Source organism: Symbiopectobacterium sp. Eva_TO (genome assembly GCF_053848865.1).
The window spans coordinates 1-24,552 of sequence record NZ_JBSPEY010000005.1 but is presented as its reverse complement, the minus strand read 5'-3'; the positions used below and the strand labels follow the sequence as shown (position 1 = coordinate 24,552).

At 53.2% G+C, this 24,552-nt stretch carries 13 protein-coding genes and 12 pseudogenes; 16 read left to right on the top strand and 9 right to left on the bottom strand.

What is annotated here, in order from left to right; translation table 11 throughout:
• Positions 1–586 precede the first annotated feature (586 nt).
• The 3 genes and pseudogenes from folE to yeiB all read left to right on the top strand — a co-directional run.
• The gene (gene folE / locus ACWWJF_RS25505; RefSeq protein WP_455871287.1) at positions 587–1,255 is read left to right on the top strand and encodes a GTP cyclohydrolase I FolE; all 669 of its coding nucleotides are present in this window, start codon (positions 587–589) and stop codon (positions 1,253–1,255) included.
• A gap of 626 nt (positions 1,256–1,881) precedes the next feature.
• On the top strand, positions 1,882–3,213 hold the full coding sequence (locus ACWWJF_RS25500) for an IS4 family transposase (RefSeq protein WP_455869047.1): 1,332 nt from the start codon (positions 1,882–1,884) through the stop codon (positions 3,211–3,213).
• A 9-nt stretch (positions 3,214–3,222) separates the two neighbouring features.
• A pseudogene (gene yeiB, locus ACWWJF_RS25495) lies at positions 3,223–4,262 on the top strand (DUF418 domain-containing protein YeiB); the annotation flags it as partial.
• 94 nt (positions 4,263–4,356) lie between these two features.
• Here yeiB and sanA read toward each other — a convergent pair.
• On the bottom strand, positions 4,357–5,073 hold the full coding sequence (gene sanA, locus ACWWJF_RS25490) for an outer membrane permeability protein SanA (protein WP_455871470.1): 717 nt from the start codon (positions 5,071–5,073) through the stop codon (positions 4,357–4,359).
• Positions 5,074–5,404: 331 nt separating this feature from the next.
• Positions 5,405–6,073 (bottom strand): annotated as a pseudogene (locus ACWWJF_RS25485) (radical SAM protein); the annotation flags it as partial.
• A gap of 101 nt (positions 6,074–6,174) precedes the next feature.
• Between ACWWJF_RS25485 and ACWWJF_RS25480 the strand changes: the two are divergent.
• A complete protein-coding gene (locus ACWWJF_RS25480; RefSeq protein WP_455868298.1) occupies positions 6,175–7,209 on the top strand; it encodes an IS481 family transposase in 1,035 nt (344 codons plus the stop codon).
• 57 nt (positions 7,210–7,266) lie between these two features.
• Here the strand turns inward: ACWWJF_RS25480 and rimO (ACWWJF_RS25475) are convergent.
• The 3 genes and pseudogenes from rimO (ACWWJF_RS25475) to rimO (ACWWJF_RS25465) form a co-directional block, all read right to left on the bottom strand.
• Positions 7,267–7,398, bottom strand: a pseudogene (rimO, locus tag ACWWJF_RS25475) (30S ribosomal protein S12 methylthiotransferase RimO); the annotation flags it as partial.
• 2 nt (positions 7,399–7,400) lie between these two features.
• Positions 7,401–8,732, bottom strand: a complete 1,332-nt coding sequence (locus ACWWJF_RS25470; protein ID WP_455868299.1) for an IS4 family transposase — start codon at positions 8,730–8,732, stop codon at positions 7,401–7,403.
• Between the two features lie 124 nt (positions 8,733–8,856).
• Positions 8,857–9,417 (bottom strand): annotated as a pseudogene (gene rimO, locus ACWWJF_RS25465) (30S ribosomal protein S12 methylthiotransferase RimO); the annotation flags it as partial.
• 231 nt (positions 9,418–9,648) lie between these two features.
• Between rimO (ACWWJF_RS25465) and ACWWJF_RS25460 the strand changes: the two are divergent.
• Positions 9,649–10,782 (top strand): PQQ-dependent sugar dehydrogenase, encoded by a 1,134-nt coding sequence (locus tag ACWWJF_RS25460; protein ID WP_455868300.1) that lies wholly within the window; start codon positions 9,649–9,651, stop codon positions 10,780–10,782.
• A 40-nt stretch (positions 10,783–10,822) separates the two neighbouring features.
• Here the strand turns inward: ACWWJF_RS25460 and ACWWJF_RS25455 are convergent.
• A pseudogene (locus ACWWJF_RS25455) lies at positions 10,823–11,395 on the bottom strand (glutathione S-transferase N-terminal domain-containing protein); the annotation flags it as partial.
• A gap of 71 nt (positions 11,396–11,466) precedes the next feature.
• On the opposite strand from ACWWJF_RS25455, the pseudogene ACWWJF_RS25450 reads away from it, so the two are divergent.
• The 7 genes and pseudogenes from ACWWJF_RS25450 to ACWWJF_RS25420 form a co-directional block, all read left to right on the top strand.
• A pseudogene (locus ACWWJF_RS25450) lies at positions 11,467–12,090 on the top strand (IS110 family RNA-guided transposase); the annotation flags it as partial.
• Between the two features lie 77 nt (positions 12,091–12,167).
• Positions 12,168–13,336, top strand: a protein-coding gene (locus ACWWJF_RS25445) for an IS3 family transposase (protein ID WP_455868301.1) whose coding sequence is annotated in 2 segments (ribosomal slippage) — positions 12,168–12,423 and positions 12,423–13,336 — 1,170 coding nt in all. Because the reading frame shifts where the segments join, the coding sequence is not laid out codon by codon here.
• Positions 13,335–13,723: pseudogene (locus tag ACWWJF_RS25440) on the top strand (transposase); the annotation flags it as partial. The gene ACWWJF_RS25445 and the pseudogene ACWWJF_RS25440, both read left to right, overlap by 2 nt.
• Before the next feature lie 573 nt (positions 13,724–14,296).
• Positions 14,297–15,148: pseudogene (locus tag ACWWJF_RS25435) on the top strand (MetQ/NlpA family ABC transporter substrate-binding protein).
• An 84-nt stretch (positions 15,149–15,232) separates the two neighbouring features.
• Entirely contained in the window at positions 15,233–16,249 is a 1,017-nt protein-coding gene (locus ACWWJF_RS25430; protein ID WP_455868302.1) for a methionine ABC transporter ATP-binding protein, read from the top strand.
• Positions 16,242–16,901, top strand: a complete 660-nt coding sequence (locus tag ACWWJF_RS25425) for a methionine ABC transporter permease (protein WP_455868303.1) — start codon at positions 16,242–16,244, stop codon at positions 16,899–16,901. Before ACWWJF_RS25430 ends, ACWWJF_RS25425 begins: the two co-directional genes overlap by 8 nt.
• Positions 16,902–17,207: 306 nt before the next feature.
• Entirely contained in the window at positions 17,208–18,377 is a 1,170-nt protein-coding gene (locus tag ACWWJF_RS25420) for a serine hydrolase (RefSeq protein ID WP_455868371.1), read from the top strand.
• Here ACWWJF_RS25420 and deoR read toward each other — a convergent pair.
• Positions 18,374–19,147 carry a DNA-binding transcriptional repressor DeoR gene (gene deoR / locus ACWWJF_RS25415; protein ID WP_455868304.1) on the bottom strand — a complete coding sequence of 258 codons (774 nt, stop codon included), beginning with the start codon at positions 19,145–19,147 and terminating at the stop codon, positions 18,374–18,376. The genes ACWWJF_RS25420 and deoR overlap by 4 nt on opposite strands.
• A 284-nt stretch (positions 19,148–19,431) precedes the next feature.
• On the opposite strand from deoR, the pseudogene ACWWJF_RS25410 reads away from it, so the two are divergent.
• The 4 pseudogenes from ACWWJF_RS25410 to ACWWJF_RS25395 form a co-directional block, all read left to right on the top strand.
• Positions 19,432–20,582: pseudogene (locus tag ACWWJF_RS25410) on the top strand (IS256 family transposase).
• Positions 20,579–21,109: pseudogene (locus tag ACWWJF_RS25405) on the top strand (helix-turn-helix domain-containing protein); the annotation flags it as partial. The pseudogenes ACWWJF_RS25410 and ACWWJF_RS25405, both read left to right, overlap by 4 nt.
• Before the next feature lie 74 nt (positions 21,110–21,183).
• Positions 21,184–22,351, top strand: a pseudogene (locus ACWWJF_RS25400) (IS3 family transposase).
• 25 nt (positions 22,352–22,376) lie between these two features.
• Positions 22,377–22,603 (top strand): annotated as a pseudogene (locus tag ACWWJF_RS25395) (transposase); the annotation flags it as partial.
• Between the two features lie 28 nt (positions 22,604–22,631).
• Here ACWWJF_RS25395 and ACWWJF_RS25390 read toward each other — a convergent pair.
• Positions 22,632–24,083 carry an aspartate:alanine antiporter gene (locus ACWWJF_RS25390; RefSeq protein ID WP_455871469.1) on the bottom strand — a complete coding sequence of 484 codons (1,452 nt, stop codon included), beginning with the start codon at positions 24,081–24,083 and terminating at the stop codon, positions 22,632–22,634.
• Between the two features lie 66 nt (positions 24,084–24,149).
• Positions 24,150–24,320, bottom strand: coding sequence for a hypothetical protein (locus ACWWJF_RS25385; protein WP_455871286.1), 171 nt, complete (start codon positions 24,318–24,320; stop codon positions 24,150–24,152).
• Positions 24,321–24,552: the final 232 nt, after the last annotated feature.

Below are 24,552 nucleotides of genomic sequence, written 5' to 3'. Positions count from 1 at the left end.
CTGCAACACCGTAGTGAATTGAAATGATAGCGTCCGGTGGTAATGTCGGGCGCTTCATTCACATCAATGAAACCAATCGTTCACAGATTCCAACCACTAAGATCTGCGTGCCGTGCACGTGTCGTACGGTGACGTAATGTGCCATGTTATGGAGTAAAAATTCGGTGTGAATGCCAAGGATGGCTATGGGGCATATATGGGACAAAAAATTAGCGCAAAACAACTCACATCAGCACGCTGGCATGGTTCGTCTTGCGCTAACACTCTGCTTTCAACCCGCTTTAAATCTAAATCATCATGCTTTCACTTTTCCTCTCCCGTTAAGTACAATCACTGGATAATCGGCTTTGTTGAATAAATAGATTTTATGCTGGCAGCCCAGTGAAACGACGGATCCTCGCAACGCAAAATCATGCAGTTAGGCTTCATGAGAAAACTGTACACCTGAGGGGACAAGCATTTTCTACCAAAAGTGGCTTGGCAAAACAGCATGACTCACTATTATTCAACAAAGCCTGGATAATCCTGCGTCACTCCACTAGAGTGAACGCGCTTGGAATGTCACACCTGCCGGAGAAGAAAGAGAATGACCCCCACGTTGAGTCGCGAAGCGGCGCTGGTTCATGAAGCGTTGCTGGCGCGCGGTCTGGAAACCCCGCTGCGCTGCGCGCTACTGGATGCCGCTACCCGCAAGGCGCGCATCGCCGAACATATGACCGAAATCATGAATCTGCTGAGTCTCGATCTGCAAGATGACAGCCTGGCAGAAACGCCGCATCGCATCGCAAAAATGTATGTGGATGAAATTTTCGCCGGGTTGGACTATGCCAATTTTCCAAAAATCACCATCATTGAAAACAAAATGAAAGTGGATGAAATGGTTACCGTGCGTGATATCACACTGACCAGCACCTGTGAGCACCATTTTGTCACCATCGATGGCAAGGCAACCGTCGCTTATATTCCGAAGGAAGGGGTGATTGGCCTGTCGAAGATCAACCGTATAGTGCAGTTTTTTGCACAGCGTCCGCAGGTACAAGAGCGTTTGACCCAGCAGATTCTTGTCGCGTTGCAAACCCTGCTGGGCACCAGCAACGTCGCAGTATCGATTGATGCCGTGCACTACTGTGTCAAGGCACGCGGTATTTGTGATGCGACCAGTGCGACGACCACCACATCGCTGGGTGGTCTGTTCAAATCGAGCCAGAATACGCGTCAGGAATTCTTGCGCGCCGTGCGCCACCACCAGCACTGATCGTTGTGCCGCAGCCACCGGGTGTGGCTGTCGGCGGCATGCGTCCCATTGGATTGGCACAAACGCCTATGAAGTCTCACTCGCTGTCATCGCCGCGCCGTATCGCCACGTTGGATTTCGTGCGTGGCGTTGCCGTATTGTGGGCATCTTATTGCTCAATATCACCGCATTCGGTCTGCCCAAAGCAGCCTATCTTAACCCATATCGTTATACACATCTTTCTAACGCACTGTTTAATCAATGAGTTACGGGTTTATCTCAGAGTGGCATTTTGAACCTCAAAAAGCCAATGGGATGGCTTGAATGCCTTAATTCACGGGGTTCTGAGCATCCTGTTCAAAAAATGGCCAAAAGATGTGTATAACGATATGGTCTGAAGTAGGCAGTCTATCCCATCCGGATTTTTACCATGGGAAGGTGAATACGGTTTGTACGGTGCAATACGGTACATAGCCACACGCTGACACGGAGCTTGTCTTGCTTTCCTGACGTGCCTTCAGTCACCTCGTTATACACAAGTCCGCAACGCCTTATATGCCAAGGGTTAGCGGGCTGAAATAGGCAGCCGGTGGGGTTGTAAATGAAGTGAAACCGACGTGTACTATCGCCATTTACGGCGCTGAAAAATGACACGGGATTCAGATGGCTGGGCACACCAAGAACTGGAAGGGGTAAATCTTGGTGACACGAGGCTCAATAAGCGTGCCAAAGGGCTTTTGATACGGCTGGCTGAGAATCCGCAAGCCAGCATTCCGCATGCGTGCCTCGGATGGTCTGAGACGCTGGGAGCTTACCGCTTCATGGAGAACCAAGCATTCGAATGGCGAGACATTCTGCAACCTCACTGGCAGCGTACGCAGGAAAGGATCCGAGAACACGAGGTTGTGCTGTGTATCCAAGACACTACCGAGCTTGACTTCAACGGGCAGCAAATCCAAGGCTTGGGTCCCTTGAACTACGAAGCCAGGCGTGGTCTGTACCTGCATCCGACCTACGCGGTCAGTCCGGATCGCGTGGGGTTGGGCGTACTGGATGCGTGGATGTGGGCAAGAGAGCCGAAGGATGCAGACGGAAAACGCGATGGGCTCAAGGAGAGTACGCGCTGGCTCGAGGGATACGAGCGAGTTGCTGAACTCGCCTCGGAGTTGCCAAACACACGTCTGGTGTACTTAGCCGATCGCGAAGCGGATATCAAGGCGTTGATGCAGCTCGCTGATGACCTTGGCACTCCGGCTGACTGGTTGATCCGCTCGACTCATAATCGCAGTCTGGACTGTAATGAGAAGCTTTGGCAGAAGGTTGGAAAGACCGTGCCGGTGGGAGAAATCCAATTCGTTATGGCGGCTCGCGCGGGGCAGAAGGCGCGTACGGTGAAACAGGCGCTGCGCGTGAAGCGAGTGTCGCTGCGTTGCGGGTTGGCAGTGACTTGTGTGATAGCCAAGGAAATTGAGCCGCCAGCAGGCGTGAAGCCGGTCGAGTGGCGGTTGCTGAGCAATCGCGTACCTGAAGGACGAGAAGATATCGTGGAGCTGATCGACTGGTATCGGGCTAGATGGGAAATCGAGATGTTCTTCAATGTGCTGAAGAACGGCTGCTGTGTCGAAGCGTTACAGTTATCGACCGTGGATCGCATTGAGCGGGCATTGGCGCTGTTCATGATCGTGGCATGGCGCATCGCCTATTTAATGCGTATGGGACGAACCTGTCCAGAGCTAGACGCAATGTTGTTCTTTGATTCCGACGAGACTCATGGAGCTTACCTACTGATGAACAAGCGTATGCCCAAGGGCCGCCCTAAGCTAAACGAAGTATTGCGCTTAGTTGCGCAACTCGGAGGCTTTCTTGCTCGAAAAGGCGACGGTGAACCAGGCGCAAAAACTATCTGGAAAGGCTTGCAGAAAGTCATGACGGCCGCCGAAACGCTACGCGCGCTCAGGCACGAACAGAGATGTGTATAACGAGGTGATCTTAACCCTGCTTACACTGGTTATCCCGCACTGCGTGTCTTACCTGGGCTGTGATGGATCTGCTGGCGCAGGCGAAGTTTCTGACATTGTTCGCCTTGTTGTTTGGTGCAGGCTTACAACTGCTGCCGCCGCGAGGTACGCGTTGGGGGCATGCGCGTCTGTTCTGGTTGATGCTTATTGGCTTGTTGCACGGAGTTTTTCTGTGGGATGGCGATATTTTGCTGGATTACGGCCTGATCGGCTTGCTCTGCTACGCCATGATCCGACAGGCGGATAGCAGCCGCATGCTGATACGTATGGGCGCGGTAATGTACGCCGTAGGCGTTGGCATGCTGGTGGTGTTAAGCCAGATTCTCAGCCCGGAGCCGGGGCGTTACTGGTTGCCGGGTGATGCAGACATGGCCTACGAGGCCTATTGGCTCCAACTGGGGGGCGTAGAAGCGTGGCGCAATCGTGTGGATCTGCTGATCGAAAGTTTATTGTCGCTGGGTGTGCAATACGGTTGGCTGCTGGCAGGCTCGTTGCTGTTGGGGGCCGGGTTGATGCGCAGCGGTTGGCTGCGCGGTGAATTCAGTACGGCGCACTATCGCAAGGTTGCGCTGTGGTTCATCGCAGGGGGATTGTTGATTGATGCCGTCGGCATGGTGTTGCAGTGGCATCTTGCCTGGGAGTACCGCTGGAGAGGGCTGTTGCTGCAAATTCCTCGCGATATTGCCGCGGCGATTCAGGCGATCGGTTATCTGGCACTCTGCTACGGGTATTGGTCAACGTTACGACAATGGCGGGTATCCTCCTGGATAGGAGACATCGGACGGATAGCGTTGAGTAGCTATCTGTTGCAGACGCTGATCTGCACCCGATTCTTTTATCACTGGGGCGGTTTTATGCAGTTCGACCGTTTGCAATTGCTGGGCATTGTGCCGTTTATCTGGTTGATTAACGGTTTAGCGGCGCACTACTGGCTGCGTAATTTCGAACAAGGTCCGCTGGAGTGGGGATGGCGACGTTTAACGAGGCTGGTTGCCGGGCCTTCGCGCTAATCTGGCATGATACCCTCGTCTGATAGTGGCCCCACATTATGGTTGTTGTGGTGAGCTAGCGCCGTTTGCGTCGGTGCTACTGTCATGCTCTTTTTCAGCGGGTGGATTGTCTAACGTACTGAGTAATTCGGGGGGGGACAGCAGGATAATCAGGCTCATCCTTGGCAATTTTGTGCTCTGCCGGGATAGGCACCAATGGACCAAGGAAGCGGGGTTCGCGTTTGAGAATGTAGAGATCGAACAGCGTCCCTAGTCGTGCACCCACCTCACGCAGCCGGATCGTCATCATGTTTTTCGGTGAGGGTACCGCATAACACTGTGCCTGAATGCCCATATACATAGCGATAAACAGCGCGCGTTCACAGTGGAAGCGTTGGGTAATAATCGTGAAATCGTTGGTATCAAACACTTTGCGCGTGCGCACAATGGAGTCCAGCGTGCGGAACCCCGCGTAATCAAGCACAATGTCGCTGGGTGAAATGCCCGCCGCGATCAAATCGCGCCGCATGGTCATCGGCTCATTATAACTTTGTAGCGCGTTGTCGCCGCTGAGCAGCAAATAGCTGACTTTCCCACCGTTGTAAGCATTGATAGCCCCCTGAATACGGAACAGGTAGTACTGATTCAATGCGCCAACACGGTAATATTTTGCCGTGCCCAGCACTACTCCCACTTGACGCTCCGGCAGTGCAGCTAAATCGTCATAGATGTAGGGGGCCGTTTTCCAGCCAATCCACCGGTCCAGAGCGAATGTTGACAGTAATGATACGCAAAGAACAATACCTGAACCGACTATCAGGCGCTTCCATATGCTCATACGGGTATCAAAATGAGAAAAATGATCATGAACAAAGGCTACTTTACCCGTCTTGCGTAAGCAAGCCATAGCCAAGGTAATAGCCGATTATTGATTGTTGTGCGAATGCGCGAAAAGCAGGCAAAAAAAAAAACGGCCAGCGAGCCGGAGAGGTTGATGGGAAACCTAGCTAAAACAGTGCACCCATCTCTGTCATTCCCGCGAAGGCGGGAATCCCTGACAGACGAAACGCGTTTATTCTCGCAGATATCCTCGGCTTTCGCCGAGGATGACGAGGAGTAAAGTGATTCTGTCAGCAGGTCGGTTTATGCTGTAAAAGACCCGGTTAGTTTACCCGACTGCCCCACAGGTCGTATTCATCGTCGTGTTCGATAACCACCTGAACAACATCGCCCACTTTGATGTTGGTTTCGCCGTTAAGGTAGACGCTGCCATCGATTTCCGGCGCGTCGGCCATGCTGCGGCCAATCGCGCCTTCGTTATCCACTTCATCGATCAGTACGCGCAATGTGCGGCCGATTTTCTCCTGCAAGCGCTCTGCGGAGATACGCTGTTGCAGCGCCATAAAGCGGTGGAAACGCTCTTCTTTGATCGCTTCCGGCACTTGATCCGGCAGTTCGTTTGCCGTTGCGCCTTCAACCGGGCTGTATTGGAAACAACCTACGCGATCCAGCCGTGCCTCGCTCAGAAAATCGAGCAGCATTTGGAAATCTTCTTCGGTTTCACCGGGAAAAACGACAATAAAGGTGGAGCGCAGCGTCAGCTCGGGACACATCGCGCGCCACTGTTTTATTCGCTCCAGCGTGCGTTCTACCGCGCCGGGACGTTTCATCAGCTTGAGAATTTTCGGGCTGGCATGCTGCAATGGAATATCCAGATAGGGCAGGATCTTGCCTGCGGCCATCAACGGGATCACGTCATCCACGTGTGGATAGGGGTAAACATAGTGCAACCGCACCCACACGCCCAGTGAGGCAAGCTGTTCACATAAGCTGTATTAGTCGCGACTTGATCTGACACTGGACCTTGAAAGGTTGAGAGTTACCGGTTTTGATATGGGTGTCGAATCCTTATACAAAACACGAGGTAACTCTCATGCTTCATACTAACAATCCCATCATCAAACACAAAGCCGGCCTGCTCAATCTCGCCGAAGAACTCGGTAACGTATCAAAAGCCTGTAAAATCATGGGGGTGTCACGCGACACGTTTTATCGCTATCAGGAACTGGCGGCAGAAGGCGGCATTGACGCTCTGGTTAACCAAAACCGCAGGGTTCCCAACCTGAAAAACCGTGCTGATGAAGCCACTGAACGTGCGGTTGTTGATTACGCCATTGAGTTCCCGGCTCATGGCCAGCACCGGACCAGTAATGAGCTGCGTAAAAAAGGCGTCTTCATTTCTGGCAGCGGTGTGCGCTCCATCTGGCAACGACACGATCTGGAAAACTTTCGTAAGCGCCTGAAGGCACTTGAGGAAAAAGTTGCCAGAGAAGGCATCGTACTTACTGATGCTCAAATCGCTGCACTGGAGAAGAAGGCGCACGACGACGAAGCCTGTGGTGAAATAGAGACTGCTCACCCGGGTTATCTGGGGTCGCAGGACACCTTCTACGTGGGTAATCTGAAAGGTGTTGGCCGTATCTACCAGCAGACGTTCGTGGATACGTACTCGAAAGTGGCGCACTGCAAGCTTTACACGAGTAAAGCACCGATCTCTGCCGCCGACCTGCTCAATGATCGCGTGCTGCCGTTCTACGAAGCTCAGGGGCTGCCAATGCTAAGAATACTGACGGACAGGGGGACGGAGTACTGCGGTAAAGTGGAACAACATGACTATCAGCTGTACTTGGCTATCAACGATATAGACCATACGAAAACGATGTCTCCGCAGACAAACGGTATCTGCGAGCGCTTCCATAAAACTATTTTGCAGGATTTTTATCAGGTTGCGTTCCGTAAGACGTTATACGAGGACCTAGAAAGTCTACAAAAGGATCTGGACAACTGGTTGTGGCATTACAATAATGAGCGAACTCATCAGGGTAAAATGTGCTGCGGGCGTACGCCAATGGCCACGTTACTTGATGGTAAACGAGTCTGGGCAGAAAAAAATCTGAACCAGATTTAATCTGACAGACACCTGTATAAATAACCGGTAACTGTCAGATCAGGTCTGAGCTAATACACATAAGCTGACCATGCTGGTTTTTACCGGTTGTCCGTTCCAGAAGCCAGTGCGCTGTTTCACATCGGCACCGTAGGCCGAGGTATCCTGAGAAATCACCAGCAGCTCTTTCACACCCGCTTCAACCCACCTCGTTATACACATCTCTGTTCGTGCCTGAGCGCGCGTAGCGTTTCGGCGGCCGTCATTACTTTCTGCAAGCCTTTCCAGATAGTTTTTGCGCCTGGTTCACCGTCGCCTTTTCGAGCAAGAAAGCCTCCGAGTTGCGCAACTAAGCGCAATACTTCGTTTAGCTTAGGGCGGCCCTTGGGCATACGCTTGTTCATCAGTAGGTAAGCTCCATGAGTCTCGTCGGAATCAAAGAACAACATTGCGTCTAGCTCTGGACAGGTTCGTCCCATACGCATTAAATAGGCGATGCGCCATGCCACGATCATGAACAGCGCCAATGCCCGCTCAATGCGATCCACGGTCGATAACTGTAACGCTTCGACACAGCAGCCGTTCTTCAGCATATTGAAGAACATCTCGATTTCCCATCTAGCCCGATACCAGTCGATCAGCTCCACGATATCTTCTCGTCCTTCAGGTACGCGATTGCTCAGCAACCGCCACTCGACCGGCTTCACGCCTGCTGGCGGCTCAATTTCCTTGGCTATCACACAAGTCACTGCCAACCCGCAACGCAGCGACACTCGCTTCACGCGCAGCGCCTGTTTCACCGTACGCGCCTTCTGCCCCGCGCGAGCCGCCATAACGAATTGGATTTCTCCCACCGGCACGGTCTTTCCAACCTTCTGCCAAAGCTTCTCATTACAGTCCAGACTGCGATTATGAGTCGAGCGGATCAACCAGTCAGCCGGAGTGCCAAGGTCATCAGCGAGCTGCATCAACGCCTTGATATCCGCTTCGCGATCGGCTAAGTACACCAGACGTGTGTTTGGCAACTCCGAGGCGAGTTCAGCAACTCGCTCGTATCCCTCGAGCCAGCGCGTACTCTCCTTGATCCCATCGCGTTTTCCGTCTGCATCCTTCGGCTCTCTTGCCCACATCCACGCATCCAGTACGCCCAACCCCACGCGATCCGGACTGACCGCGTAGGTCGGATGCAGGTACAGACCACGCCTGGCTTCGTAGTTCAAGGGACCCAAGCCTTGGATTTGCTGCCCGTTGAAGTCAAGCTCGGTAGTGTCTTGGATACACAGCACAACCTCGTGTTCTCGGATCCTTTCCTGCGTACGCTGCCAGTGAGGTTGCAGAATGTCTCGCCATTCGAATGCTTGGTTCTCCATGAAGCGGTAAGCACCCAGCGTCTCAGACCATCCGAGGCACGCATGCGGAATGCTGGCTTGCGGATTCTCAGCCAGCCGTATCAAAAGCCCTTTGGCACGCTTATTTAGCCTCGTGTCACCAAGATTTACCCCTTCCAGTTCTTGGTGTACCCAGCCATCTGAATCCCGTGTCATTTTTCAGCGCCGTAAATGGCGATAGTACACGTCGGTTTCACTTCATTTACAACCCCACCGGCTGCCTATTTCAGCCCGCTAACCCTTGGCATATAAGGCGTTGCGGACTTGTGTATAACGAGGTTGCTTCAACCAGGCGTTTGGCTTCATCCAGCACGCTGCCAATGGGGCGGCTATCCAAATCTCCGCGCATCGACGGAATGATGCAGAAGGTGCAGCGATGGTTGCAGCCTTCAGAAATTTTCAGATAGGCATAATGCTTGGGGGTCAGCTTGACGCCCTGCGCCGGGACCAGACTGGTAAAGGGATCGTGCGCCGGTTTGGGAACATAGTGATGCACATGCGAGATCACCTGCTCATAGCTGTGCGGCCCAGAGATTTCCAACACTTTCGGGTGCACTTCACGGATTTGGTTCTCTTTGGCACCGAGGCAACCGGTAACGATCACTTTGCCGTTTTCGTTCAGTGCTTCGCCAATGGCTTCCAGCGACTCTTGCACCGCGCTGTCGATGAAACCGCAGGTATTGACGATAACCACTTCGGCGTCATCGTAGGTTGGCACAACCTGATAGCCCTCATTGCGTAATTCGGTCATGATACGCTCGGAATCGACCAGGTTTTTCGGGCAACCGAGACTGACAAAACCGACTTTCGGCGCGGCGGCAGGTGTTTTTGTGTGGGACATTCAACGTTACTCACTTTGCATCAATAGCGCGGGATTTTAATGGCATTACGGCAAACATTATACAGCTAAGTGTGGGGGTAATGCGAGAACGTGGCGACATGTGCTATCAGGTGCGCGATTTACGTGTTCTGGACGAGCTAACGTCAAGAAAAGTAAAACGTCGCTGCTTTTTTTGCGTGCCGTGGTCGCGCTGCCTACAGTTAGTGAAATGCCTTGCCAAGGAGCCCTACCATGCTGTTTCCATTGACCCGCATCGTTACTGCCCTTGCTCGCGGTTTGTTGTTGTTTGCGCTTACTGTGGCCACGCCGTTGCTGGCGGCACAGCCTACGGTGACCGAGTTGCAAGATAAACTGGACCACCCCTGGTCACTGGCCTTCTTGCCGGGAAATAATGGCATGTTGATCACTGAACGTGCCGGGCAATTGCGGCACTGGCAGGAGGGAAAGGGGCTTTCTGCACCGATTGAAGGCGTACCGGCGGTATTTGCCAAATCTCAGAGAGGCTTGCTGGAAGTCGCTTTAGCCCCGGATTTTGCACAAAGCCGTCGTATTTACCTGAGCTTTGCCGAAGTGGGCGATGATGGCAACGCGGGTACAGCCGTGGGCTATGGGCGTTTATCTGAGGATTATCGCCATTTGGAGCAGTTCACCGTATTCTTCCGCCAACAGCCCAAACTCTCCAGCGGTAATCACTTTGGCGGTAAGTTGGCTTTCGATAAAAACGACATGCTGTTTATCTCGCTCGGTGAAAATAACCAACGACCCACCGCGCAGGCGCTGGATAAGCTGCAAGGGAAGATCGTACGACTGACGGCTGAAGGCAAAGTCCCTGTCGATAATCCCTTTGTGAACAAGGCCGGGGCGCGACCCGAAATATGGTCGTACGGCCATCGTAATCCGCAGGGGCTGGCCTTTAACCCGCTTACCGGAACCCTGTGGGAGCACGAGCATGGTCCGCGTGGTGGCGATGAAATCAACTTTCCCGCCGCCGGGAAAAACTACGGTTGGCCATTGGCGACGCACGGTATCAACTACTCTGGGCTGAAAATTCCGGAAGCGAAGGGAGCCTGTGTGCCGGGCATGGCCGATCCTGCGCACGTGTGGGAAAAGTCGCCAGGGATAAGCGGTATGGCATTTTATCAGGACGAGCGCTTCCCGCAGTGGAAAAATTCGGTGTCTATCGGCACGTTGGCCGAGCGCAACCTTATACGCCTAACGCTGGAGGGTGATCGAATCCTGTTTGAGGAGCGCTTGCTGGCGGATCGCAATGAACGAATTCGCGAAGTCAGGGTGGGACCGGATGGCTACCTGTACCTGCTCACCGATGACAGCAATGGCAAATTGCTGCGTGTCGGGCTGAAATAACCGGCGCACTTCGTTAGAGAATGGCGCCGGATAAGTCGCATCAGGTTAGCGGCAACATGACCGTGTCGCGGAAAGCGGGGCGTGCGGTCAACTGCTGATACCAGCGTTCCAGATGTGGCAATGACGGGCGCTCGATGTCCATGTTAAACCAGCCATACGCGATACATCCCAGAGGAATATCGCCAATACCGAATGGCGGCCCGGGCAGCCAGGGTTGACGGGAGAGTGCATCGTCAGCGATAGCCAGCAGGCGTTCGCACTCTGCTTTCTGTTTGGCAATCAGGGCAACATCACGCTGTTCAGGCGCAGTGCGCACTAGGCCAATAAATACGGTGCCAAACGGCACGGCCAACGATATTGCCCAGTCCATCCACTTTTCTGCATTGGCACGCTGACCGTGATCGGCCAGATACAGGCTCTGCTGACCGTATTTGGCGGCCAGATAACGAACGATGGTATTGGATTCCCACAACACCAGATCGTAGTCTTGCAGGCAGGGGATTAGCCCGTTTGGGTTCATCGCCAGATAATCCGCCTCGCGATTACGGCCAAACTGACCGCCAGCTGGAATGTGCTGATAACTCAACCCCAATTCTGCGGCGAGCCAGCGGACTTAATGAGATGGTCACCCCCACTCTGTGAGCGGTACGCTGGCAGGGTGTTTTTCTTTCAGGAGAGGCCATCATGGAAAACGTTACTCTTATTGGTATCGATCTCGGTAAACATTCTTTTCATATTCATTGCCAGGATAAGTCAGGTAAAGCGCTTCTGCGTAAGAAGTTTACGCGCACAAAGCTAATGCAGTTTTTGGCGACGTGCCCGCCCTCGGTTGTTGTTATGGAAGCTTGTGCCGGTGCACACTTTATGGCGCGGCGTATCAATGATAGCGGCCATGAAGCAAAACTTATCTCTCCGCAATTTGTGCGCCCGTTTGTCAAGGGCAATAAAAATGATTTTGTTGATGCAGAGGCGATATGTGAAGCCGCATCCCGGCCGTCAATGCGTTTTGTTCAGCCGAAAACGGAAGTTCAGCAGGCGATGCGAGCACTGCATCGGGTCAGGGAATCTCTTATCAGAGATAAAGTAAAAACCACTAACCAGATCCACGGTTTTCTGCTGGAGTTTGGGATAAGCCTGCCAATCGGCGAGGCGGTAATAAAGCGACTGTCTCTGGTGCTGGCTGAGCACGAAATCCCCGCATACCTGAGCCGTCTGCTGATGAAGTTACATGCCCACTATCTTTACCTTGTCGAGCAAATAACAGCGCTGGAATCAGAATTAAATCAGTCAATCAAAGCTGATGATACTGCACTGTAGTGGCACACTGATACTAGCCACCTGAGCGGAGGTGATATGCTCACCTCATCAACACGACAGGTGACCTCATGGGTAAACATTTTACGGCGGAATTTAAGCTCGAAGCCGCAAAGCTGGTTGTCGACCACGGCTACACATACGTTAAGGCCGCAGAGGCGGTTAATGTCAGCCATTCTGCCATTAGTCGCTGGGTCAATAAGCTTCGCCTTGAACGACAGGGAAAAACGCCAACGGGACTTCCTCTTACCCCTGAACAGCTCGAGCTGCGTGAGATGAAGAAAAAAGTCCAATACCTTGAAATGGAGAACGAAATCCTAAAAAAGGCTACGGCGCTCTTAATGTCGGACTCACTCAACGGTTCACGGTAGTCGACAGGCTGAGGGCGCGATACCTGGTCACGGCGTTGTGCCAAACTTTTGAGGTACATCGCAGCAGCTACAGGCACTGGCAGGCTTCCGCTAATGAACCCGACGGTGAGCGCGTGGTTAAGTGTAGCCGCGTCATGGAAGCCTGGAACGCCAGCGGCGGCTCTGCCGGCGCTCGAAGTATCGCGACCATCGTCACCGGCAGCTCCGGTGTCAAAATGGGGCGCTGGCTGGCTGGCAAGCTGATGAAGGAGCTGGGTATCGCCAGCTGCCAGCGACCGGCTCACAAATACAAACGCGGCGGCAATGAACACGTTGAAATACCGAACTATCTCAACCGCCAGTTCGCGGTTACCGCGCCGGATCAGGTCTGGTGCGGCGATGTGACCTACATCTGGACGGGCAAATGCTGGGCTTACCTTGCGGTGGTGCTAGATCTGTTCGCCCGCAAACCGGTGGGCTGGGCCATGTCGACGTCGCCGGACTCGGCGCTGACAGTTAAAGCGTTGCAGATGGCCTGGGAACTCCGGGGACAACCAACAGGAGTCATGTTCCACAGCGACCAGGGCAGCCACTATACCAGCCGTCAATACCGGCAAGCCCTGTGGCGCTGCCGGATAAAGCAGAGTATGAGTCGGCGGGGTAACTGCTGGGATAATGCGCCAATGGAGCGGTTCTTCCGCAGCCTGAAGACAGAATGGGTGCCGACAAAGGGTTACAACAGCTTCAGCGAAGCCCAGGACGCGATTATCCGCTACATCACGGGGTATTACAGCGCTATCCGGCCTCACTGGTATAACGGCGGCTTAACTCCAAACGAATCTGAGCGACTGTTCTACATACAGTCTAATGCGGTGGCCAATATTAGTTGACCACTACACACAGCGAATTATGACAATTCCAGGCGTCGGTCCGATTACTGCCAGCTTACTTTCATCACAGTTCGGCGATGGAAAACAATTTTCATGTAGCAGGGATTTTGCGGCTTCCACAGGGCTTGTACCGCGACAATACAGCACAGGAGGCAAACCGCTCTGCTGGGGATAAGCAAACGAGGTGATAAAAATTTACGCAAACTTCTGGTTCAATGTGCCCGCTCGTTCATGATGCGACTTGAATATCAGCAGGGCAGGCTTGCTGAATGGGTTCGGGGGCAACTTGATAACAAACATTCAAATATTGTCGCCTGTGCTCTGGCAAACAAACTGGCGCGAATAGCCTGGTCAATCACAACTAATCACAATGAATATCAGGCCTGATGTTATGTAGAACTAAATCAACAGACTGATTATTAAGTAATTAAACAGCAGTTACCTATCTGGTTTTGCGAAGACTGATTATTGATGACATGAAAGGCATATCGGCCTGCTGAAAAACCTGACGACAAAAATGGCTCACTGAAGCCGAGGGCTTTTTCAGGTTCACCAGGCGCGGAACTCATCGAGGCGCGGGCATCTCGCCCACAGAGACGCCGGATAGATTGAAGCAAGCCCACCATTAGTCAAAAATCAGTGTTGCAAAAATGGGGGTGACCATAGATTTTGACATTACTCGAATTCTCTCGGCCCCATAAAGTAAGCATGATAACCCTCTGATGGCGAATGGGAGGACGCGCGTTGACGCCCCGGCAGCAACAGCACCAACCACTATACCGGGTTTTCAACGGCGCGGGGGATAAGAAAAGGGAATTATCATCCTGAATAGCATGCTGTTTTGATCCCGGCTTGCCTGTGCTAACGTGTCGCCGACATAAAGATATGCCAATTTAATCTTTATCATCCCAAAGCGGATTTTTCATAATGCAGTACACAATATAAAACAGGGAAACCACAATGACTTTGACCCATCGTTTTCGCGCTTTGCTGGGCGCAGCGCTTCTTTCGGCACTGCCGTTTGTGGCGGGCACTTCCACGGCATTCGCCAGCACCGATCCGCAGACGTTGACCTTTGGTGTGGCACCCGGTCCTTATGGCGACATGGTAAATCTGACCATCAAACCGCAGCTTGAGAAAAAGGGCTACAAAGTGGTGGTACGTGAGTTTAGTGACTACGTGCAGCCCAATTTGGCGTTGGCAAACGGCAGCATTGATGCCAACCTGTTCCAGCATTCGCTCTATCTGGAAAAGTTTGCGGCTGACAAGGGCTTGAAACTGGAGACGTTGATCATCGTGCCGACGGCGAGCATGGGGTTCTACTCCAAAAAAATCCACTCGCTGGACGAGTTGAAAAAAGGCGATGTGATTACGTTGTCCAACGATGCGACCAATCTGGCTCGCGGACTGCGTTTTTTGCAATCGCTCGGGTTGATCACCATCAAGCCGGAACTTGATGCCACTAAAGCATCAGAAAAAGATATTGTTGATAACCCACGCGGTCTGGTATTCAAACCGCTGGAAGCAGCCCAACTGCCGCGCACGCTGGATAGCGTCACCGCATCGCTGGTTAACGGTAACTTTGCGTTTGCTGCTGGGCTGAAACTGTCCACCGCGCTCAAGCTGGAAACGTTGGACTAAAACCTGAAAAACGTGATTGCCGTGCGCGGGGACGATATTGATAAGCCGTTCGCCAAAGATATCAAAGCCGCAGTGGAATCCGAGGAGTATGCTGCTGCGATCAACGCACCGGGCAGCGTGTTCAGTGAATTCCAGAAGCCAGAATGGATGAAGGCGCGTGCCGCACAGTAAGTCAGTATAAGTCCGATAGCGTGTTATTATCCCGGCCTTTGGCCGGGATAATGTTTTTGGCCGGGATAAAACAGATAATCGGTGATGATAGAACTCAACGCGATTAGCGTGAATTTTTCGCAGGGGAAAGTGGGCGCAACGGCGGCGGTAGATAACGTCAGCTTGCGTATCCAGCAGGGCGAAATTTTTGGGATTGTGGGCACCAGCGGTGCGGGGAAAAGTACCCTGTTGCGTACAATTAACCTGTTGCAACGCCCGACAAGCGGCAGTGTCACGGTGAATGGCGTCACGATCAGTGATTTAAGCGGCAGTGAGCTGCGCCGGGCTCGTCAGGGCATTGGCATGATTTTTCAGCATTTCAATCTGATGCAGACGCGTACCGTGGCGGAAAACGTCGCGTTCAGTTTGAAAGCAGCGGGCAAATCTCCACAGGAAATTGCCCAGCGCGTGCCTGAAATGCTGAGCCTTGTCGGATTGTCCGATAAGGCGGATGTCTATCCTTCCCGTTTGAGTGGTGGGCAGAAACAGCGCGTCGGCATCGCACGCGCGATTGCCAACCATCCCGAAGTGCTGCTGTGCGATGAGCCGACCTCGGCCCTCGATCTGGAAACCTCTGCCGCCATCCTGTTGCTGCTCAAAGAGATTAATCAGCGCCTGGGGATCACCATTGTGCTGATTTCTCATGAAATGAGCGTCATCAAGACGGTGTGCGATCGCATGGCGGTAATGACGCAAGGCCGCGTAGTGGAAGAAGGTGAGGTGTCCGATGTGTTTGCTGCACCGCAACATCCGTTCACGCAACAGTTGGTCTCCCACACGCTGAATCTGGAATTGCCCGCTCGCCTGAAAGAAGAGCTGCAAGGCACGTTGCTGAAAATCCTGTTTATCGGCGATTCCGCCGAGCAGCCGGTGTTATCTGATGTGGCAGTGCGCTATGGCGTTTCGGTCAACATCTTGCACGGCAAGATTGAATATATTGGCAACCGTGCGTTCGGTATTCTGGTGGTGTTATTGACCCACCCGACGGATAGCGAGCAACTGGCTGCCGCTATCCATTATGTTCAGACCCGCACGGCGCGTGTGGAGGTGTTACATGGGTGATTTTTGGCTTGACCTGACCGTTGCGTTTGGCGAAACCTTTCAGATGGTCAGCATCGCGACGCTGTGCGCCATTGTCGGAGGCCTACCTTTGGGTCTGTTGATCTTTGTCACCGACAGAAACCTGTTTTGGCAAAACCGTGCGGTGTATTTATGCAGCACGATTTTGGTCAACATTATCCGCTCTATCCCGTTTGTCATCCTGCTGGTGTTGCTGTTGCCGCTTACCCAGATTTTGCTGGGTAACACCATCGGTCCGGTGGCGGCATCGGTGCCGATGTCGGTAGCGGCGATGGCGTTTTATGCACGTCTGGTGGACAGCGCCCTGCGCGAAGTCGACCCCGGCATTGTCGAAGCGGCCGAAGCGTTCGGCGCCAGCCCAATGCGTATTATTGCGACCGTACTGCTGCCGGAAGCCAAGGCGGGTTTGTTGCGCGGTCTGACCATCACCCTGGTCAGCTTGATTGGCTACTCCGCGATGGCGGGTATTGTGGGCGGTGGTGGCGTCGGTGATTTAGCGATCCGCTTTGGTTATTACCGCTATGAAACGCAGGTGATGGTGGTGACCGTGGTAGCGCTGGTTATTCTGGTGCAAGTGGTGCAGATGCTGGGTGACTGGTTTGCCAAGCGTGCGGATAAACGCGATCGTCGCTAACGTTCTGTTACCGGCGAGCGGTCCATGCCGCTTGCCGGTTATCCCTTCCTTCCATGAGAAAACTCTCATAACGTATTTATAAATCAGCGTATTTTCTAGACGTTTTCATTTCTTTGAGTATCTTTACAGAGTAGGTCGTTTCATTGTCGGGCGGCGGGCGGTAACGTTTACAGCTTATTGCCATTCGTTGCAAAGAATATCGAAATCTGATCAGATTAACTGCACGACTTACGACATGGAGGACGCATGAACACCACGGCCCATTTCCCCCAGGCGCGATTTTCCAAGGCCGCGTGCTCCCGCTTGATGCTATGCAGCGCAACGCTGCTGTGGCTGGCACTAACCCCACACGTATACGCCGAACAGGCACCTGCCGCGCCGCAGATCGAAGCTAAAGCCTTTATTCTCATGGATTACCACAGCGGCGTGGTTCTTGCGGAACAGCGAGCGGATGAGCGACTAGATCCCGCCAGCCTGACGAAAATGATGGCAAGCTACGTTATCGGTCAGACGATAAAAACGGAAAAAATTAAACCAGACGATCTGGTTACCGTCGGTAAAGATGCTTGGGCAACGGGTAATCCGGTGCTGCGGGGATCGTCGCTGATGTTTTTGAAACTCGGCGATAAAATTCCGGTTTTGGAACTGAATAAAGGCATCGTTATCCAATCGGGCAATGATGCCAGCATTGCGTTGGCCGACTATGTGGCGGGCAGTCAGGATGCGTTTGTCAGCCTGATGAACACCTATGTCAAATCACTCAACCTCACCAATACCCACTTCCTCACCGTGCACGGACTGGATGCTGCTGGCCAGTACAGCACGGCGAGTGATATGGCGCTGCTGGGGCAGGTGTTGATTCGCGATGTGCCGGAAGAGTATGCCCTGCATAAAGAAAAAGAATTCACCTTCAATAACATTAAGCAGCCCAACCGCAACCGTTTGTTGTGGAGCAGCAACCTGAATGTTGACGGCATCAAAACCGGGCATACCAGTGGTGCTGGACACAATCTGGTGGCATCCGCGACGGAAGGTAACATGCGGTTAATTTCTGTGGTCCTGGGCGCACCAACGGATGCCATTCGTTTTCGCGATAGCGAAAAGCTGCTGACATGGGGTTTCCGCTTCTTCGAAACAGTCACGCCAGTTCAGGCCAATACCACGTTTACCACACAGCGTGTCTGGTACGGTGCGCAGAGTGAAGCACGGTTAGGGGTTGCTGACGATGTCGCACTGACGGTGCCTAAAGGGCAAATGCGCAACCTGAAAGCCAGTTTTACTCTGACGTCGACACATCTACAGGCTCCGTTGGCGAAAAACCAGGCAGTCGGTACCGTAGATTTCCAGTTGGATGGCAAAGTTATTGCCCAACGACCGCTGGTGGTGCTGGATGACGTTCCTGAAGCCGGTCTGTTCGGGCGACTGTGGGATGCGATATGGCTAACCCTGACCAAATGGTTTGGCGGCTGGTTTTAACTGCCGGGATAGATCAGCATGATGCCGTTGTCGAGCGCGAAATCCTGATAGGTGCCCTGCGGGGCGCAGTCGGTCACCAGCGTATCGAACTGCGTCAATGCGCCGATAGCGGCAGGCTGTATCCGGCCAAACTTGCTGCTGTCGGCCACCAGAATAGTGCGCTGAGATAGCGCCATCGCCCGGTGTTTTATATCCAGCTCTGCAAAATTAAAACAGGTTGCTCCCTGCTTGAGATCGACCCCTGCCGCCGAGATGAACGCTTTGTTGGTGCAGATCGGGTCCAGTTCACTCTGTCGGGTCAGCGGCGTGAAAATCGCATTATCGGGGTGGAATTCCCCGCCGCACAAAATGACTTTGGCAGTGGGTTTGGCTTGCAGCGCCAGAAAGGTGTTCAGGGAGTAGCTGACAGCGGTAAACGGCAGATCTTCATCGATGGCATCGATAACAAAGGGCAGGGTGGTGCCGCAGTCAAAAAAAACGGTGTCGCCCGCCTCGACCAGTTGTGCCGCCAGGCGGCCCGCCACACGTTTCTCCGGCACCTGCTGGTTCTGCTGATCGGACACGAAGTAGTGACCCATGGCGCTGCTCTGCGGATCGTTAACCACGTAGCCGCCCAAGAGAATCACGCTGGCTGGCGTGGCGTTCAGGTCGCGACGCACGGTCATTTCGGATACGCCCAACAATTCTGCCGCTTGTTTCAAGTGCAGCCGATCGCCATTCTTCAATGCCTGAGTCAGTTTGTTGATCCGTGCTGCGCGCCGAGTTTCCATCGTGTGGTTATCCCTTGTGAGTTCGGCTTAAATAGTATCATCCAATAGAATCGGGTCGCAAAGAGAAGTCTGGTGGGTAAGAAAAGGCCCATCATTCTTGAACCTGAAAAGGCGGGAACGACGGGCTCCTCAATAAGGGGATTTCAAAGAAAAGCAGCGGCACTTATTCAGACGCCCTGCATGCGAAAAAGTTCGGTTTTATTTAAAGAATAGACCCTGTACATAAATTTGTGTAATTGCCTGATTTTGATATGTTCAATCCAACATCAAAAACAGGTTAATTTATGGACGAAAAACAGTTGCAGGCTCTGGCTAACGAACTGGCCAAAAATCTCAAAACCCCTGGCGATCTCAGCCAATTCGATCGCCTGCTGAAGAAAATCAGCCCAAACCGGGGGCCAACTCCCGCAACGGCTATTCCACAAACACCGTGACCACCGGCGATGGCCCGCTGGAACTGCGTACTCCGCGCGATCGTGATGGCTCCTTCGAACCACAACTGGTGAAGAAAAACCAGACCCGGATCACCGGGATGGATAACCAAATCCTGTCCCTGTACGCCAGAGGGATGACCACCCGCGAGATAGCGTCTGCGTTCAACGAGCTGTATGACGCGGATGTCTCACCGGCGCTGGTCTCGAAGGTCACCGACGCCGTGATGGAACAGGTTACTGAATGGCAAAATCGTCCACTGGATGCAGTCTATCCCATTGTTTACCTTGACTGTATCATCCTGAAGGTCCTACAGGACAGTCGCGTCATCAATAAATCCGTGTTCCTGGCACTGGGTATCAACATCGAGGGCCAGAAAGAACTGCTGGGTATGTGGCTGGCCGAAAACGAGGGCGCGAAGTTCTGGCTCAATGTGCTGACAGAACTAAAAAACCGCGGCCTGAACGATATCCTCATCGCCTGTGTCGACGGTCTGAAAGGCTTCCAGGACGCCATCAACGCGGTGTCTCCGGAAGCCCGCATCCAGCGGTGCATCGTGCACATGGTACGCAACAGCCTGAGGTTCGTCTCTTGGAAGGACTACAAAGCCGTCACACGCGACCTGAAAGCCATCTATCAGGCCGCTACGGAAGAAGCAGGCCAGCAGGCGCTGGAAGCATTCGCCAGCGCATGGGACAGCCGCTATCCACAGATAAGCCGGAGCTGGCAGACGAACTGGAGCAATCTGGCAACGTTCTTCGCTTACCCGGCAGATATCCGCAAAGTCATCTACACAACCAACGCCATCGAGTCGCTGAACAGTGTGATCCGGCATGCGATTAAAAAACGCAAGGTGTTCCCGACTGACGACGCAGTGAAAAAGGTGGTGTGGCTGGCAATTCAGTCGGCCTAACAGAAATGGACGATGCCACTGCGGGACTGGCGTATGGCAATGAGCCGTTTTATTATCGAGTTCGGTGACCGCCTGGACGGTCACTACTGAGAAAGGCATTTACACAGAATCATGTACAGGGTCTTCCGTGGCAGGTAAGGTCCCTTTCTCTCGATGAAAATGCCGGTTCTGTTTCTGTCACTTTGGGAATCGCTGAAAACACCCGGTTAGCCTGTCCGACCTGCGGTAAATCCTGTTCTGTTCACGATCACCGTCATCGTAAATGGCGGCACCTCGATACCTGCCAGTTCACCACGCTGGTTGAAGCAGAGGTTCCCCGCATTATGTGTCCGGAGCATGGCTGCCAGACGTTGCCTGTTCCGTGGGCAGGGCCTGGCAGCCGGTATACGCTGCTGTTCGAATCGTTCGTGCTCTCATGGCTGAAAATCAGCACCGTTGATGCTGTCAGGAAACAACTTAAGCTCAGCTGGAATGCGGTTGACGGCATTATGATCCGGGCCGTTAAGCGAGGTCTTGCCCGGATAAAAAAGCCATTATCCTCCCGTCATATGAATGTGGATGAGGTCGCCTTTAGAAAAGGGCATCGTTACATAACGGTGATCTCCGATCGCAATGGACTGTAGTGGCACACTGATACTGGCCACCTGATCGGAGGTGATATGCTCACCTCATCAACACGACAGGTGACCTCATGGGTAAACATTTTACGGCGGAATTTAAGCTCGAAGCCGCAAAGCTGGTTGTCGACCACGGCTACACATACGTTAAGGCCGCAGAGGCGGTTAATGTCAGCCATTCTGCCATTAGTCGCTGGGTCAATAAGCTTCGCCTTGAACGACAGGGAAAAACGCCAACGGGACTTCCTCTTACCCCTGAACAGCTCGAGCTGCGTGAGATGAAGAAAAAAGTCCAATGCCTTGAAATGGAGAACGAAATCCTAAAAAAGGCTACGGCGCTCTTAATGTCGGACTCACTCAACGGTTCACGGTAGTCGACAGGCTGAGGGCGCGATACCGGTCACGGTGTTGTGCCAAACTTTTGAGGTACATCGCAGCAGCTACAGGCACTGGCAGGCTTCCGCTAATGAACCCGACGGTGAGCGCGTGGTTAAGTGTAGTCGCGTCATGGAAGCCTGGAACGCCAGCGGCGGCTCTGCCGGCGCTCGAAGTATCGCGACCATCGTCACCGGCAGCTCTGGTGTCAAAATGGGGCGCTGGCTGGCTGGCAAGCTGATGAAGGAGCTGGGTATCGCCAGCTGCCAGCGACCGGCTCACAAATACAAACGCGGCGGCAATGAACACGTTGAAATACCGAACTATCTCAACCGCCAGTTCGCGGTTACCGCGCCGGATCAGGTCTGGTGCGGCGATGTGACCTACATCTGGACGGGCAAATGCTGGGCTTACCTTGCGGTGGTGCTAGATCTGTTCGCCCGCAAACCGGTGGGCTGGGCCATGTCGACGTCGCCGGACTCGGCGCTGACAGTTAAAGCGTTGCAGATGGCCTGGGAACTCCGGGGACAACCAACAGGAGTCATGTTCCACAGCGACCAGGGCAGCCACTATACCAGCCGTCAATACCGGCAAGCCCTGTGGCGCTGCCGGATAAAGCAGAGTATGAGTCGGCGGGGTAACTGCTGGGATAATGCGCCAATGGAGCGGTTCTTCCGCAGCCTGAAGACAGAATGGGTGCCGACAAAGGGTTACAACAGCTTCAGCGAAGCCCAGGACGCGATTATCCGCTACATCACGGGGTATTACAGCGCTATCCGGCCTCACTGGTATAACGGCGGCTTAACTCCAAACGAATCTGAGCGACTGTTCTACATACAGTCTAATGCGGTGGCCAATATTAGTTGACCACTACAGGCAGAGATGGCTGGCGCTGGCGGCCAACAGTGACGTTCCCATGATGAAAAACGCGGCGAAAACGATAGGAAAAAGGCTGTACGGGATCCTGAATGCCATGCGACACAGAGTCTCAAACGGAAATGCGGAGGCACTGAACAGCAAGATCAGGCTGCTGAGGATAAAAGCCAGGGGATACCGAAACCGGAGCGCTTTAAGCTGGGAGTGATGTTCCACTACGGGAAGCTGGATATGGCGTTCTGAGCCTTCCCACCATGATCGGGGAAGACCCTTAAAACGGCAGTTCAGGCCAGATAATGACAATCAGCGAACCGGCTAATGTCAGCAACACGTTGGCGATGGCATAAGTGCCCGCATAGCCGAGCGCCGGGATATTACTGCGTGCGGTATCACTGATGATATCCATGGCGGGCGCACAGGTACGCGCACCCATAATGGCGCCAAACAGCAGCGCCTGATTCATGCGTAGCACATAGGCACCAAACAGGAAACAGATCACCACTGGGATCAGGCTGATCGCCAGTCCTGCAAACAACATTTGTACGCCCACGGAGCCAAAACTGGTGCCGATGGTGCTGCCAGCGCTCAGGCCAACGCCCGCCATAAACACCATGAGACCAAACTCTTTTACCATATTCAGCGCACCCTGCGGGATATAGCCAAAGGTCGGGTGGTTAGCGCGTAGGAAGCCCAGCATGATCCCGGCAAACAGCAACCCGGCTGCACTGCCAATTGCAAAATTGAAGTTACGGAACTGGAAGGTGATAAGCCCGACCATGATGCCGATGATAAAGAAGGCGCAGAACGCGAGCAGATCGGTAACCTGACTGTGGATGGAAATAAAACCGATGCGATCGGCGATGCTTTTCACCCGCCGGGCATCGCCGCTCACCTGTAGTACATCCCCTTTGTTCAGCACCACACCATCATCAATGGGCATTTCGATCTGGTTGCGTACGATTCGGTTTAAAAAGCAGCCGTGGTCGGTCAGTTTTAGCTGGCTGAGACGTTTGCCGACGCCGTTGTTATTTTTGACCACTATCTCTTCGGTGACGATGCGCATATCGAGCAGGTCGCGATCGAACACTTCCTTGCCGTCACGGAAATTGGAATTGAGGCGAGCATGGGCATCCGGGTAGCCCACCAGCGCAATTTCATCACCCAGTTGCAAGGTGGCATCCCCATCAGGCGTGGCGAGAATGCCGTTACGGCGCAGACGCTCAATGGAGCAGCCGGTTTGCCGGTAAATGCCCAACTCGCGCAGATTTTTTCCGTCAGCCCAGGCGACCAGTTCCGGTCCGACGCGATAAGCACGGATAATGGGGAGATACACTTTACGTTGGCTGTCGGGATCGAGACCGCGTTCGCGCGCGATTTGTTGCGCGCTGGTCGGCAGATCCTGATGTTGCAGTTTTGGCAGATAGCGCGCGCCAAAAATCAGGCTGACCAGCCCGATCAGATAGGTAAGCGCATAGCCAAGGCTCAGGTGATCCAACTCGACGCTGAGCTGCGGGTCGACACTGTTAGCATTGCGCAGCGCATCTCCGGCTCCGACCAGCACGGGCGTTGACGTCATTGCACCCGCCAGCATGCCTGCTGTCAGGCCGATATCCCAACCGAAGAGCTTGCCCGACAGCAGTGCCAGCACCAGCGCTGAGCTGACTAACACTAAGGCCAGGGCGAAATAGTTTTTTACCGTCACGAAAAAAAATGGAGAAAAAATTAGGGCCCGCTTCGATACCGACGCAAAAAATAAACAGCATAAAACCAAGATTCAGCGCATCGGTATTTATGGCAAATGTTGCTGCCCTAATAATAACGACACCACTAAAACACCAATGGAATTAACCAGTTGAACGCTGCCTAGCCGTATTTTACCCAGGCACAGCCCCAATGAGAGCACCACAAATAACAGCAGTATGTAATTCCCGTTTAACAACTCAGCGACGTTTATACTCATGGCCTGTAACGTGTTGTTTACTAGTAAGTTATTGATATTAATGAAGGTAAGGGCTAAATTTATTGCCATTCACTCAGAATACTCACTTTAGGGCAATGGCGGAACAGGTCGTGAATAATCCGGCAGCGAAAGCGCGTGATTCGGCACAGGTACCATCCGTTCCTGAAAATAAATTGCCTGAAGCGTAGCAAGAGTGCTGCTTTTAGTTGGGTGTTTGTGTTACAGCCAGCCT

Bases quoted from the DNA above. Each gene is read 5' to 3' on its own strand.
- folE (WP_455871287.1), top strand. From the start codon at position 587: ATGACCCCCACGTTGAGTCGCGAAGCGGCGCTGGTTCATGAAGCGTTG.
- ACWWJF_RS25500 (WP_455869047.1), top strand. From the start codon at position 1,882: ATGACACGGGATTCAGATGGCTGGGCACACCAAGAACTGGAAGGGGTA.
- ACWWJF_RS25480 (WP_455868298.1), top strand. From the start codon at position 6,175: ATGCTTCATACTAACAATCCCATCATCAAACACAAAGCCGGCCTGCTC.
- ACWWJF_RS25470 (WP_455868299.1), bottom strand. From the start codon at position 8,732: ATGACACGGGATTCAGATGGCTGGGTACACCAAGAACTGGAAGGGGTA.
- ACWWJF_RS25460 (WP_455868300.1), top strand. From the start codon at position 9,649: ATGCTGTTTCCATTGACCCGCATCGTTACTGCCCTTGCTCGCGGTTTG.
- ACWWJF_RS25430 (WP_455868302.1), top strand. From the start codon at position 15,233: ATGATAGAACTCAACGCGATTAGCGTGAATTTTTCGCAGGGGAAAGTG.
- ACWWJF_RS25425 (WP_455868303.1), top strand. From the start codon at position 16,242: ATGGGTGATTTTTGGCTTGACCTGACCGTTGCGTTTGGCGAAACCTTT.
- ACWWJF_RS25420 (WP_455868371.1), top strand. From the start codon at position 17,208: ATGCTATGCAGCGCAACGCTGCTGTGGCTGGCACTAACCCCACACGTA.
- deoR (WP_455868304.1), bottom strand. From the start codon at position 19,147: ATGGAAACTCGGCGCGCAGCACGGATCAACAAACTGACTCAGGCATTG.
- ACWWJF_RS25385 (WP_455871286.1), bottom strand. From the start codon at position 24,320: ATGAGTATAAACGTCGCTGAGTTGTTAAACGGGAATTACATACTGCTG.